Origin of the sequence: uncultured Candidatus Puniceispirillum sp. (assembly GCF_963979125.1) — a bacterium.
In the GTDB taxonomy this organism is placed as follows: Bacteria; Pseudomonadota; Alphaproteobacteria; order Puniceispirillales; family Puniceispirillaceae; genus Puniceispirillum.
Window position 1 is genome coordinate 31,567 of the sequence record NZ_CAXBVX010000001.1, and the last position, 14,194, is coordinate 45,760.

Below are 14,194 nucleotides of genomic sequence, written 5' to 3' on the forward strand. Positions count from 1 at the left end.
AGGGGTTTTTCTAGATGTAATGCGGGGAGGTGAATTTGACAGGCCTAGTATCCTATAAGATGTTTATTGATGGCGCATGGGTTGATGCCAGTGATGGCAGGACCTTTGACAGTATTAACCCAACCACAGAAATGCCGTGGTGCAAGCTTCCTGAGGCGACAGAATATGACATTAATAGTGCGGTAGAGGCTGCACATCGCGCGTTCACCAATGGTGAATGGGCTGGTCTAACGCCAACTGCACGGGGTAAATATCTGCGCCGTCTTGCTGAACTGCTTGCCGATCAATCCGAGCATCTTGGGCGTATCGAAACTATCGATACCGGCAAAATGCTGAAGGAAACCAAGTGGCAGGCAAAATATATTGCCGAATTCTTTCAATTCTACGCCGGATGTGCTGACAAGGTTCAAGGTGCCACTTTGCCCATCGACAAGCCGGATATGATGACTCTGACATTGCGTGAGCCTCTTGGTGTTGTTGCAGCGATTGTGCCATGGAATTCACAGCTATTTTTGGTTGCGGTGAAGATTGGCCCAGCTCTGGCAGCTGGCAATACGGTGGTACTAAAGGCGTCTGAATATGCTTCAGCTGCTATGCTTGAATTTGGAAAAATTGTCGAGGCAGCTGGGTTTCCTCCAGGGGTTATCAATATTGTGACTGGACATTCTGACCCCTGTGGTCGTGCTCTAACCTCGCATCCACTTGTTCAGCGCATAAGCTTTACCGGTGGTACCAATGCGGCGCGTCATGTGGCACGCAATGCCGCAGAGAACTTTGCGCAAGTATCCCTTGAACTAGGTGGCAAATCGCCTTTTATCGTTTTTGACGATGCCAATATCGACAGTGCAGTTAACGGATCGATTGCGGGAATTTTCGGCGCAAGCGGGCAAAGCTGTGTTGCTGGATCGCGATTGTATCTGCATGACGACATCGCCAATGAATTTCTGGAAAAGTTGGTAGCACAGGCCAATCAGATAAGGATTGGCGATCCATTGGACGATGCCACCCAGATGGGACCGCTGGCAACCATGGCGCAGATTACCCATATCGAGGAACAGGTAAAATTGGCAGTCGCCGAAGGAGGCCGTTTACTTGTTGGTGGCAAGCGCCCTACCAATCCGACTACAGGACTTTATTTCGAACCGACAATCATTGAATGTCATCGTCAGGATATGACTATTGTTGATACTGAATTATTTGGTCCTGTTTTAAGTGTGCTTCGTTTCCGTGAAGAGGAAGAAGTTCTGGCCTATGCCAATGACACCAAATACGGTCTGGCCGCCGGCGTGTTTACTGCCGACGGTGCTCGTTCATTGCGCATGGCCAATGCATTGCGGGCTGGCATTGTTTGGGTGAACACGTATCGGGTGGTTTCGCCGATTGCCGAATTTGGTGGCTTTAAGGAATCAGGCTACGGGCGTGAAAGTGGTATGCAAGCGATTTATGATTATACCAGACCAAAAACTGTCTGGCTGAACATGTCCACCGAATCGATGGCTAACCCCTTTGTAATGAGCTAAATCTCTCGACATGTTACAACCGCATCAACTGCGACTATTTTGTTGGCAGTTAACATTATCGGATTGATCTCAATTTCAACTATGGCTGGATCGTCGGCGATAACTGATACGATCTGTTCGAGGCAGTCCAGTAGCTTGTCCTTATCAACAGACCCCTTGCCACGATAACCTTCAATCAACTTTGAAATCCGAAGGGAGGCCAATGCGCGCATCATGCTGACCCGACCTGCTGGCAGAATAAGGGTGGTTGCATCATCAAATAATTCAGCCATTATTCCACCGCTAGATAGCATCAGAACTAAACCAAATTGTGGATCGCGTCGGACGCTGACCATCAATTCGGCAATTACATCACTGACCATTTCCTCGATCAAAAAGCCGTCCTGCTTAATGAAAGGGTTGGTATGCCCGATATGGGACTGCATGTTTGCAACTGAGATTTGAAGGCTTTCGATGTCCCCGATACCAAGCTGAACGGCACCGGCTTCGGTTTTGTGGGCAAGGTCTGGACTTAGAAATTTCAAGGCCAGCGGAAAGGAAAGTGCTGTCTTTTCTAACTTATCACCAGTGTGAATATGCTCATGTGCGGGAATATCAACGCAACTATTAGCTAGTTTCTGCTTTCCTGCAAGTTCGTTCAGCATGTATGTTTTATGCGGGGCTGGCATGGTGGGATAGAGCTCAACAGCCGGATGCTGCATGATTTCATCACGCCGTTCGCGATAATTAGTCGCTGCAGCAACGGCATGTAGACATTCGTTGATCCCCTGCATTGGGGCAACATTATGTGTGATCAGATAATTGCGTGTTTCGAGATCAAGGTTTTCGTGAATGGTACTGCAGATAGCTGACGGGATGCCAGCGGCCGAGGTTGCTTTAATAAAACTGTCGGCATCACTTTGGTAGTAAGGTTTGCTTTCATCAAGACCAGCTGCTGGATAGTCCTGAACGATTACGGCAGCGTCATACCCGTCGGCTAGTGTGGCCACAAAGACGGGATGGGTCTTTTCGGTAATTCCCCAGATTGGCGTAGTGTAGTCCAACGGGTTCGAGACTGTGGCTGTATGTGGAAGTAGTGCGCTCAATGCCGTTTTTGTAGTAGTGGATGGTTGCGGAAAACTCAGACCAAGTGGTTCGGCATAGTCGGCAAGCATTGTTGCACCGCCGCCAGAGCATGTGAATCCGGCAAGACGCCTACCGCTTGGTTTGCCAGCAACGCAGAGGAATTTGAGAGTTTCGAGAAAGTGTGACGGATCATGAGCCCGGATAATACCAAGTCGGTCAAAAAAAGCCGAATAGGTCTTGTCGGTGCCGGACATCGAGCCTGTGTGACTGATGGTTAACTGTGAGCCAATTTGCGAACTTCCTGTTTTCAGCGCAACAATTGGAATATCACAGGCCAGCGCCCGTAAAGCCACTTTCTCGAATCCTGCAGGATCGGGCAAGCCTTCAATGTGCAAGCCGATAGCCCGAACATGGTCCTGCTCTATAAAAGCATTGACAAAATCTTCCAATCGCAACACTGACTGATTGCCAGCTGAGACCATATAGCTAAGCGGGAGGGACCGCTGACTCATCGTCAGGTCGGACGAAAACATCCCGCTCTGGGTGACAATGGCGGCGCCAAATCCTGGATGATGTCCACCATGTGCAAAGGGCCATAAGGCGAGGCCACGATGATAGTTTATGACGCCATAGCAATTGGGCCCTACCAATGCCAGATCACCGGCGGCTTCAATCAGGGATTTTTCAGCCTTTGCACCAGCGTCACCAGTTTCACCAAAACCGGCCGTATAGCACACCACACCACCAGCACCCCTATCCCGGAGATCACCAATACATTCGATTGCTGCCTTACGTGGCACGGCTAAAAAAACAGCATCAGGCGGCGCGGGTAAATCCTGTATATGCTTGAAACATCGTAAACCACCAATCTGTTCCCGATTTGGATTCACTGGCCATATGGGGCCATCATAACCACTGCGCCTACATTCTTTAATTACCACTTCGGCATCACGGCCACCGATGATGGCCACATGCCGCGGGTTTAAAAGTCGCTCCAGGTTTTTTATCCGGTTATGCGTCATGCTCCAAGCGGTCGCAGGATCGAGCGGGTGATTATATGTCGCTGGATTTCTGATGTGCCATCCCAGATCCGTTCCAGTCGCGAATCGCGCCACAGGCGGTGAATCGGTAATTCTTCCATCAGACCCATGCCACCATAAATCTGCATTGTACTATCAGCGACATGGTTCAGCATTTCAGAGCAGAATAATTTTACCATGGCTGCATCAGCATCGCTCATTACGCCATCATTGGCCTTGGCAATCGCATCGTTGACCAGTAAGTCAGCGGCGCGCAGTTCGACGGCCATGTCAGCAAGTTTGAATCCAGTACCCTGAAATTTGCCGATAGGCTGGCCAAATTGTTTACGTTCGGCTGCCCATTGGCTGGCCAGAGTGAATAGCCGTTCGGCTTTACCGCAACATGTTGCACCTACCCAGATACGTCCCATGCCTAGCCATTTGCCAGACAGCTCAAGACCGCGCCCCTCTTCACCAAGGATGTGAGCTTTGCTAAGACGGACGTCATTGAAATCGAGGCGGAAATTCAGATAGCCACGATAGCTGGCGCAATTATAACCGATGTCGATATCGAAACCGGGCATCCCAACATCTACTAGAAAGGCAGTGATACGCTGACGTGACCCGCGTTCAGTTTCATCATGACCGGTCGCGGCAAAAACAATAGCGAAATCGGGCATCACAGGCCCAGAAATAAAATGTTTTGATCCGTTCAGGATCCAGTCATCGCCGTCACTACGGGCGTTGCTTTTCATTGACATGATATCGGAGCCAGCTTCAGGTTCGCTAAGGGCAAAAAGCTCACGCTTTTCACCTGAAACGCATGGCATGAGATAATTTTCGCGCTGATCACCCTCGGACGCTAGAAGAATCTCCGTTGGTCGTGCCACCCATGAATGCAGTGCGTGACTGGTTTTACCGAATTCACGCTCAATCAACCCCATACTTGTGTAATCAAGGCCGCCGCCGCCAACCTCTTCGGGCAGGTTCGATGCAAACAGGCCAAGCTCTTTGGATCGTGCTTCGATCTGGCGGCCAAGTTCGATTGGGACATGGCCATCACGGTCAATCTGATCCTCATGCGGGAACATTTCTTCTTCCATGAATCGGCGGACAGTGTCCTGTAACATAGTCTGTTCATGCGATAACATATTTGACATCTAGAACTCTCCTTCATCAACCGCCGCGAAGACCAAGTTTGGCGCGGGCTTCAACTGGTGTCAGTAATTTAGAACCCATACATTCAATCATTTTAACTGCCCGCTCTACAAGTTGGCCATTGGTCGCAGGTACGCCGCGATCAAGATAGATATTGTCTTCTAGTCCAACACGCACATTGCCGCCCATAGCGACAGCGGCAGCGGCCATTGGCATCTGCATGCGCGAAATGCCAAACGAAGCCCAACTTGCATTCGCCGGCAACTCATCTTTCATGACTTTCATTGTATCAACCGATTGGTCGGCACCCCACGGAATGCCCAAACAAATCTGGAACATGGGTGGTTCATCGACAATGCCCTCAGCAATCATCTGCTTGGCAAAACGGATATGGCCAAGTTCAAACACTTCCAATTCAGGTTTAACGCCAAGTTTTTGTGCCGTTGCCGCCATGTGGCGTAAATATGGGGGCGTTGAAATATAGATCTCGTTGCCATTACCAAAATTCATTGTGCCACAATCAAGGCTGCATATTTCGGGTAATAGATCGGTGACATGCGCCAACCTTTCCTCGGGTCCAATCATATCGGTGCCGACTCCGGGCATTGACGGATCAGCATCGCTTGGAACCCAGTCACCACCCATGCCCGATGTCAGATTGATGATCACATCGGTATTGCTTGAGCGAATACGATCAACAACTTCGCGGAACAGATTGATGTCGCGTGATCCCTTACCGCTCTCCGTGTCGCGCACATGCAGATGAGCAATCGCAGCACCAGCTTTTGCGGCATCAATGGCTGCGTCAGCAATTTCTTTTGGAGTGACGGGGACATGTGGGTTCTTCGATAAGGTATCACCAGCACCAGTCACTGCGCAGGTTAAAATGGTTTCAAAGTTCATCTAGGTCATCCTTTCAGGAACATTCAATTAGATATTAGGTGGTCGTTAGCGCACTGCCTTCAGCACGGCCACAATCCGGCGATCTCGTTCAGCTGCCATTTCGGTAAAATGCCGTCCGGCTGCTAGTTCATTACAGCCATCTACCATGGCATCGCGCAATTCCTTATTAAGTTCGGGTGCCGCAAGTCGTGTCCAAGGCAATTTCAAGGCTGGGCCAAATTGATCAAGATTGGTAGCCATGCCACCTTCACCGCAGGCCACATGGAATGCCATACATTGACCCTGGACAACCATCCGCGGTGCAGGCCCATACATTAATGCACGATCAATATCTTCTGGGGTTGCTTCGCCATTGGCAACCATGTGCAGTGCTTCGCGCCATAACGCTTCTTGCAGGCGGGTTGCTACAAAGCCCGGAATCTCCTTCTTAAGAATGAGGGGTTCCTTGCCAGCATGTCGGTAAAAAGCATCCGCCCATTCGATGGCATCGGCGCAAGTGCTATCACCCCCAACTAGCTCGACAAGCGGCAATAAATATGGTGGATTAAATGGATGGCCAACAAGTGTACGTTTTGGCGTTGCACATTCGGCGTGAATATCGCTCATCATCAATCCTGATGTGCTGGATGCTATGATAATATGGGGTGCAACAATATCACCAAGTTGCTTGTATAGTGCCTGCTTGATATCCAGGCGCTCGGGTCCACTTTCTTGAATAAACTCGGCGGTCTGAACAACGTCCTCCAGATTGCTGGAAATGAATAAGCGGTCCAAAGATGCACCTTTGGCTAGGCCAAGATCCTGCAAGCTAACCCATGCAGTTTCAACAATTGCACGGAAACTGGTTTCTTCATCCATTGAATATAGATAGGCTCGCACGTCATAGCCTTGTGCGAGAAAATGCGCACTCCAGCCACCGCCAATCGGGCCACCACCCAGACTGGCTACGGTTTTGATTTTACGGATATTAGGAAAATTCCACTGGGTCATTACGCACCTATTTGCCTTTGAAAACAGGGTCGCGTTTTTCAACAAAAGCGCGAACACCTTCTTCGGCATCTTCTGATTTTAACATTGCTCGGTAGGTTGGTAGGTCGCTGGTGCGCATGGTTTCAAAGGCGGTTTCAAGCGGCTGACTATCGATATGCCTAAGTACTTCCTTGATTGATTGAACAGCAAGTGGTGCAAACCAAGCGATCTGGTCAGCCCATTCACGCGCGCTCTCGAGTAGCTTTTCGGCTAATACTACCTTATTAACAAGGCCATAATGTGCTGCTTCATTTGCTTTCATGCGTCGACCCAGAAGTAGCATTTCCAGAGCGATGTTATGAGGTATTCTTCGAGGCAGGCGTTGAATGGCACCAGAATCAGGGATGATGCCAAGGGGCATTTCTGGTAAGGCAAACTCGACATGGTCAGCAGCTATCATCAGATCGCACGCCATGGCGATTTCAAATCCGCCACCAATGACCAGACCATTTAGCGCGGCAATAACTGGCTTGTTCATTGACCAGTTTTCGGTGAGGCCAGCAAATCCGCCATAGCCGTAATCACCATCATTCCACCACTCGTCTAGCTGGGCATCACCTTTGTCGAGGGCTTTTAGATCCCATCCAGCTGAAAAAATCTTTTCACCGTTGGCTGTTAGAATTGCGACACGAAGATCATCATCCTTTTCAAATTCTACAAAGGCGTCAGCGAGTTCCTTGCTCATGGCATGATCAATGGCATTCACTTTGGGCTTGTTAAGCGTGATCTCAAGAATATGCTTGTTGCGCGTAATTAATACATTATCCGACATTACCTTGCCCCTTAGCAAATCTGATTATTATGAACTGCAAACCCATTGGTAAGTATTAGGTCAAGTTTTGCAAGAAAAATGGGGCTTCTGAAAACAATATTTTGAAGCGTAGAATAAAAATACTAAATATTAATCAAATGCTTACTGATTTAAGTGCCACATCATAATATCTTGGTTACCTTGTTTTATTACTAAAGTTGATAACTAATATTAAAAAACTGGCTAGTAACACTAGCTAGTGACCTTTCCAAACTGGATCGCGTTTTTCAGCAAAGGCTTTAAATCCTTCAAGACCATCTGCGGAATTATATAGTTTATCAACGGTCGGAAGCTGCATTTTCGTTATTCGGTTTAAGATGTCCTGAAACTTCATCGCCTCGGCCTCACGCGCAACTTCCTTAATCGCAGCAAATACCAGCGGGGGACCCGCTTCCAAATGCCGCGCCAGTTCCCACGCCCTTTCATAGAGTGCCGCGCCAGCATCAAACATTTCGGTCACAAGACCCCAGCGATGCGCCTCAGAACAATCCATCCAGCGCCCCGTTAACAGCATGTCCATGGCTATGTGATAGGGAATACGTTTTGGCAATTTGATTGTGGCGGCATCTGCTAGGGTGCCAGCTTTTATTTCGGGAAGCGCAAATTGTGACGCACCTGTTGCCAGTATAAGATCACAGGATAAGGCTAACTCAAACCCGCCACCAACACACATGCCCTCAACCGCAGCAATGACTGGTTTATTCAGATCGCGTAATTCCTGCAGTCCGGCAAATCCGCCCACACCATAATTAGCCGTGACCGAGTCGCCGTTTGCGGCAGCTTTCAAATCCCAACCAGCCGAAAAGAAACGCTCACCAGCCGTGCGCACGATACAGACTCGTAAATGTTCATTATCACGAAAATGTTGGAATGTTTCGCCCATGATACGAGATGTTTCAAGATCAATCGCATTGGCCTTTGGGCGATCTAGCGTCACTTCAAAAATGCCACCTTCGGTTTTGGTGCGTATTATATCTTCCATGGGTTTTTCCTCTTGGTTATATGTCTGAATTATCCTGATACCAGATTAGCGCGTCAACGGCTGTCGCGCCTTGCCCTGTGGCGCCAAGTATCAGAGGGTTGATTTCAATTTCGGTGATCCGTGTATCTTCCTGAATTAACCTGCATAGCGCCATGATTTCATCAAGGGCAGCGTCAATATCAGCATGTGGTTGGCCGCGATAGCCGTTAAGCAGGGGAGCCAGATGAAGCTCGGACAGCATCTGTTCTATGAAGTCACGATCAAGGGGCAGGATGCCAGTACGCGTGTCTGCCAATAATTCGGCATATATGCCACCTACGCCAAGTGTCAGGCTGATGCCATATTGTGGATCACGGGACAAACCTACCAGAAGTTCGGCTACGGATACTTCGACCATTTCTTCGATCAGAAACCCATCACAGCTCTGCATCGCAAAAGCGGCTTGTTTGAGCATATTGTGATCCAGTCCAAGCTGGATTAACCCTGCTTCGCTTTTATGTAGATGCCCCAAACCTTTTAATGCCAACGGTACGCGCAAATTTCTGGCGTTTGAAGTCACGTCATCGGCGGTGGTGGCACGAACACCTATTGGACAGGTGATGCCAGCCTCACTTAATAAGGTCTTGGCGTCAGCTTCATCAAGCAAACGGGGGGCGTCGGATATAGTTGTTGCTGGACAGGGTTGCCAGCCCTTCAAAAAGGTTGCTGGCATGTTAGAAGCTTTTTCCAGCGCATTAAGTCCGGCTGACAGACCGCAAAGCGGGGCTATGCCAGCTTTGATTGATGTCCATGCCCATTGTTCCGAAATGCCTTCGGGTAGAGTGGCCAACATTGCCGCCTTGGTGCCTGTGCGCCGCACCGCTTCGCATAGTGCATTCACTGCCGGAAGCCATGTTTCGTCACTGCATCGGTCATTGCGCGGAAAATCAATGACCAGAACAGATATATCAGTCCAGCCTCCCATCATCGCAGCAAAGACATTGGCCATCGCCGCCTCATCCCCCCAGATAAAGGTATGGTAATCGAGTGGGTTTGCGATAGTGACCAATGCACCAAGCTGTTTGGCAAGATATGTGGCGTTATCTTCGGGGATGTTTGGCCACACAAGATCATGTTTTGCAGACATATCGCCAATCAGTCCCACTTCGCCGCCAGAACAGCACATGGCAGTGATGCGATTGCCATTAAGCGGGCCAAACAGATGTAAAATTTTAAGGAGTTCCAGCATGTCCTCTAGGGTATCAACTTCGTACACTCCGCATTGCGCCAGAAAGGCAGATGAGCAACTAGCATCACCAGCAATCGCCGCGGTATGGGTTTGGGCAGCGATCTGGGAGGCTTCGGTTTTGCCTGATTTTATGGCTACAATATATTTGCCGTTCTGACGTGCGGCTGCGGCCATTCGGGCAAAGGCTGGGGCATCATCGATACCTTCAATATAGAGCCCTGCGGCAGTGACCCGATCATCAGCAAACAAAGCGTTAGCCATATCAATGAGGCTAGTTTGTGCCTGATTGCCAACGCATGCAACATAGGCAAGTGGCAGTCCACGCGCCTGCATCGTTAGGTTGATCGCAATATTTGATGACTGGCTGATAAGGGCAACACCAGTTTCACAGGCCGCACCGCCATGCTGATCTGGCCATAATGGCACCCCATCAAGATAATTGATAAAGCCATAGCAGTTTGGCCCCAATATAGGCATCGTGCCAGCCGCCGCTATGAGCTCAGCTTGTAGATTTGCATCACCAGTTTCGGCAAAGCCCGATGCAAAGCAGATAGCCCCACCACAGTTACGTGCGGCCAAAGCGGCGGCCACTTCAATAATGGCATGTCGGTTAATGCCCAAAAAGGCAGCATCCGGCGCATCGGGCAGGGCATCGACATCTTTGAAACAGGGCAATCCGCCCATTGTTTCGCGCGTTGGATGCACGGGCCATATATCACCATCAAAGCCCATTTTCAGACATTGGGCGATCACATTTTCTGCCCAGCGACCACCGAATATAGCAATTGTTTTTGGTCTGAATAGGCGGGATAGATCGGTCATGGCCTTAGCCGCCTAAAGGACGTAACAGATCACGGCTGATGATGTGGCGTTGAATCTCGGATGTACCATCCCATATGCGCTCAACGCGGGCATCGCGCCAGAACCGTGCCAATGGCAAATCGTCCATCAAGCCCATACCGCCATAAATCTGAATCGCCTCATCAGTCACGCGCGCCAGCATTTCGGATGCATATAATTTTGCCGAGGCAATTTCACGATTGGCTGGCAAACCCTGATCAAGCCGCCACGCTGCTGACAAGGTTAACCAGTCAGCTGCATCTATTTCGGTAATCATATCAGCAAGCTTGAAGCTCACGCCCTGAAATTTGCCAATTTGTTTGCCAAATTGTTTGCGCTCGGTGGAGTAGTTCAACGCATAATCAAAAGCGCGGCGTGCGCGGCCAACCGCCATAGTTGCCACGGTAATTCGCGTTGCATAAAGCCAGGTATTCATAACTTCAAAACCACCATCAACAGTGCCAAGCACATGGGCATTGCTCAGCCGGCATTCGTCAAACTTCAGAATGACATTGTGATAGCCGCGGTGCGATACCGAGTCGTAACCGGGTGAAACCTCAAACCCCGGATGTCCGCGGTCAACCAAAAAACAGGTGATACGTTTTTTTGGACCATGCGGTGTGTCATCAACGCCGGTAGCCACAAAGACGATAAAAAAGTCAGCATGATCACCGCCAGAAATAAAATGTTTGGTTCCATTGATAACCCAGTCACTATCCTTGCCGCTATCGCGCTTGGCAGTACAATTCATCCCGCGAACATCGGAACCAGCATCAGGTTCGGTCATGGCGAGTGCATCCATCCGTTCACCACGCACAGCTGGCAATAAATAACGCTCAATCTGTTCACCTTTACATGCCATCAGAATATTTTGAGGACGGCCAAAGAAATGGGTCAATGCCATTGATCCACGACCAAGCTCACGTTCCAAAAGGGCAAAATCCAGATGCCCAAGGCCGCCACCGCCAACCGACTCTGGAAAATTGCTGGCATAAAAGCCCATATCCTTGACCTTGGCCATGATTTCCTGACCTATTTCCAAGGGGACATAGCCTAGTTTTTCGACTTCATTTTCACGTGGATAGATTTCCTGCTCGACAAATTGCCGAACAGTACTGACGATCAGATTCTGTTCTTCGGTCAAACCAAACTGCATTTATCAGACCTTTCTAATTTGTGCGTAGATGAATAGGTTTCTGGCTAGGTGCTCTTGATTGCGCGGCCACTGCCGTTCGGCAGCGGAAGCTTGGCATGCGCCGCCGCGATTTTTGCTAGTGCTTCAGCTACCGATGGTTCAGGCAGGCTAGATGCACGGCTGTTCATATCGACATGCAAAAACAGATGTTCGCCAGTTGCTAATAGTCGGCCATCTTCATGCATCAGGCTGTGAAACAGATGTAGTTTCTTGCCTTCGCCATGTATTACCTGTGTTGTTGCATGAATGTGCTCTTGTGCGGTGACTTCATCAAGATGTCTGATATGGGTTTCGACGGTAAAATAACTGCCGCCAGCTTCAACATACTCCGGAGTTACGCCGATCATACGTAGTAGCGTATCTGAAGCTTGTGAAAAACAGTCCAGATAGCGGGCTTCATTCATATGGCCATTATAATCAGTCCAGCTATCAGGTATTTGTCGCTCAAGTGTACGGATTGGTTGACTGACATCAATGTCAGTTGGTGTTTTGGCATCATCTGCGGCAAAAAGCCTAGCTTCCCAAGAGGCAATTGTTTGCCCTGCCCCCCAGTTATTGGCTTTTAGTGCTTGTAATATTGAAACCAGATTGTTGTCACGAATCCGTTCCAGTTCGCGAATCGAATGGGAACCAGATTGCGCGTCTGATTGTTTCGAAATTGTTTCGACAAGTTCGTCGGTCAATTCCGGAACATCCATCAGCTTTGTCCATGGCCATTTAAGGCAGGGGCCAAATTGTGCCATAAAGTGCTTCATACCTGCTTCGCCGCCTGCCACACGATAGGTTTCAAACAGCCCCATCTGCGCCCAGCGCAATCCAAAACCATAGCGAATGGCATCATCAATCTCGTCGGTTGTTGCGACCCCGTCATTAATCAACCACAGAGCTTCGCGCCAGACAGCTTCTAAAAAGCGATCAGCGATAAAGGCTGGAATTTCTTTACGCACATGTAAAGGATGCATGCCAATTGATGTATAAATATCACTGGCGCGATTAATGCTGGTGGTAGCGGTCTGGTCGCCAGCTACAATTTCGACAAGCGGCAACAGATAAACCGGATTAAATGGATGTCCGACAATCAGCCGCCCTGGAACGCGCATTTTGGCTTGCAAATCTGTGGGCATGATGCCTGATGTTGACGAAGCAATAATCACATCATCACTAGTATGGGCTTCGATATCGGCATAGACGGCCTGTTTTGTGTCCAGTCTTTCGGGTACCGCCTCAACAATGAATTCGGCATTGATGACAGCTTCGGCAAGCGTGCTGGCAAAACGTAGGCTTCCCCTTGTGCCAAGGGGCGCCATAGTCAGACGCGGCACAGCATGGTCGGCATTCAACATAATCGTATCTATTTTTCGGGGCGCTTCGGGATCATGGTCAAAAATGACAGTATCAACGCCATTCTGGACTAGCCGTGCAACCCATCCCCCACCAATGACACCCCCGCCAATGACAGCGGCTTTTTGCAGTTTATCTTTGGACATAACAATCTTTCCCTAGCAGGTAATGGCTTATGATTGAGGCGCCTGTTTGGTTAGGTTGAGACGTTCGCGCACCGCATCAGGACCGATGATTGACGCACCCATGTTGGTGGCAACATTCACGGCATTCTCAACAAGCTGGGTATTGGTCGCAAAGACGCCGCGCGATAGATAAATACTATCTTCCAACCCAACGCGGATATTACCGCCTGTTAACAAAGCTGCTGCGGGATAAGCCATTGCATTGCGGCCAATTGAAAAGGCAGAAAATATCCAGTCCTGTGGAATGTTATTCACCATTGCCATCAGCGTGTTCATATCGTCAGGCGCCCCCCAAGGGATCCCCATACATAGCTGAACGAGTGCTGGTGCATCAATGAAACCATCTTCGACAAGCTGTTTGGCAAACCATAAATGGCCGGTATCAAAAGCCTCAATTTCAGGTTTAACGCCAAGCGCTTTCATCTGGCTTGCCATTTCACGAAGCATCACAGGGCTATTGGTCATAATGTAATCACCATGCCCAAAATTCATTGTGCCACAATCAAGTGTGCAGATTTCAGGCCGGCATTCAGCGATGTGGCGCATACGCTCGGTAGCCCCTGCCATATCGGTACCGTCATTAGATGGCGGCAAGGGCGTCTCGACGCCACCAAGCACCAGATCACCGCCCATACCCGCGGTTAGGTTCAGGACGACGTCGATGTCAGCGTCACGGATACGATCAGTCACTTCACGAAACAGCTTAGTGTCGCGTGATGGCGCGCCTGTTTCGGGATTGCGTACATGGCAATGGACAATGGCGGCACCAGCCTTGGCCGCATCAATTGCAGCGGTGGCAATTTCGGCAGGCGTGATTGGCACCTTATCTGATTTGCCGGTTGTGTCTCCGGATCCGGTTACTGCACAGGTTATAAAGGCGTCTCTATTCATTTGTAATGGCATGACATGTTTCCCCGT

Annotated in this window: 11 protein-coding genes; 1 reads left to right on the forward strand and 10 read right to left on the reverse strand. The window is 49.5% G+C overall.

Features of this window, described 5'->3' with window-relative positions:
* Window positions 1-59: 59 nt before the first annotated feature.
* Window positions 60-1,520: an aldehyde dehydrogenase gene (locus tag ABNT28_RS00165; protein ID WP_332923919.1), complete on the forward strand. Its 1,461-nt coding sequence runs from the start codon at window positions 60-62 to the stop codon at window positions 1,518-1,520.
* On the opposite strand, the gene ABNT28_RS00170 is transcribed toward ABNT28_RS00165, so the two are convergent.
* The 10 genes from ABNT28_RS00170 to ABNT28_RS00215 all read right to left on the reverse strand — a co-directional run bounded on the left by ABNT28_RS00170 (window position 1,517) and on the right by ABNT28_RS00215 (window position 14,179).
* Window positions 1,517-3,607 carry an acetate--CoA ligase family protein gene (locus ABNT28_RS00170; protein ID WP_332923876.1) on the reverse strand — a complete coding sequence of 697 codons (2,091 nt, stop codon included), beginning with the start codon at window positions 3,605-3,607 and terminating at the stop codon, window positions 1,517-1,519. The two genes, ABNT28_RS00165 and ABNT28_RS00170, sit on opposite strands and share 4 nt — an antisense overlap.
* The gene (locus tag ABNT28_RS00175) at window positions 3,604-4,764 is read right to left on the reverse strand and encodes an acyl-CoA dehydrogenase family protein (protein ID WP_332923875.1); all 1,161 of its coding nucleotides are present in this window, start codon (window positions 4,762-4,764) and stop codon (window positions 3,604-3,606) included. The genes ABNT28_RS00170 and ABNT28_RS00175 overlap by 4 nt, the downstream gene beginning before the upstream one ends.
* Before the next feature lie 16 nt (window positions 4,765-4,780).
* Window positions 4,781-5,665 carry a 3-keto-5-aminohexanoate cleavage protein gene (locus tag ABNT28_RS00180; protein WP_332923874.1) on the reverse strand — a complete coding sequence of 295 codons (885 nt, stop codon included), beginning with the start codon at window positions 5,663-5,665 and terminating at the stop codon, window positions 4,781-4,783.
* Window positions 5,666-5,710: 45 nt separating this feature from the next.
* Window positions 5,711-6,655, reverse strand: coding sequence for a 3-hydroxyacyl-CoA dehydrogenase NAD-binding domain-containing protein (locus ABNT28_RS00185; protein ID WP_332923873.1), 945 nt, complete (start codon window positions 6,653-6,655; stop codon window positions 5,711-5,713).
* A gap of 7 nt (window positions 6,656-6,662) precedes the next feature.
* Window positions 6,663-7,466, reverse strand: coding sequence for a carnitinyl-CoA dehydratase (locus tag ABNT28_RS00190; RefSeq protein WP_332923872.1), 804 nt, complete (start codon window positions 7,464-7,466; stop codon window positions 6,663-6,665).
* A 235-nt stretch (window positions 7,467-7,701) separates the two neighbouring features.
* Complete coding sequence (locus ABNT28_RS00195; protein WP_332923871.1) at window positions 7,702-8,487, reverse strand: carnitinyl-CoA dehydratase; 786 nt, start codon at window positions 8,485-8,487, stop codon at window positions 7,702-7,704.
* A gap of 16 nt (window positions 8,488-8,503) precedes the next feature.
* Window positions 8,504-10,537 (reverse strand): acetate--CoA ligase family protein, encoded by a 2,034-nt coding sequence (locus tag ABNT28_RS00200; protein ID WP_348720805.1) that lies wholly within the window; start codon window positions 10,535-10,537, stop codon window positions 8,504-8,506.
* Window positions 10,538-10,541: 4 nt separating this feature from the next.
* A complete protein-coding gene (locus ABNT28_RS00205; protein ID WP_332923273.1) occupies window positions 10,542-11,711 on the reverse strand; it encodes an acyl-CoA dehydrogenase family protein in 1,170 nt (389 codons plus the stop codon).
* A 44-nt stretch (window positions 11,712-11,755) separates the two neighbouring features.
* On the reverse strand, window positions 11,756-13,237 hold the full coding sequence (locus tag ABNT28_RS00210) for a carnitine 3-dehydrogenase (RefSeq protein ID WP_348720806.1): 1,482 nt from the start codon (window positions 13,235-13,237) through the stop codon (window positions 11,756-11,758).
* Window positions 13,238-13,264: 27 nt separating this feature from the next.
* Complete coding sequence (locus ABNT28_RS00215) at window positions 13,265-14,179, reverse strand: 3-keto-5-aminohexanoate cleavage protein (protein ID WP_348720807.1); 915 nt, start codon at window positions 14,177-14,179, stop codon at window positions 13,265-13,267.
* Between the last annotated feature and the right edge of the window lie 15 nt (window positions 14,180-14,194).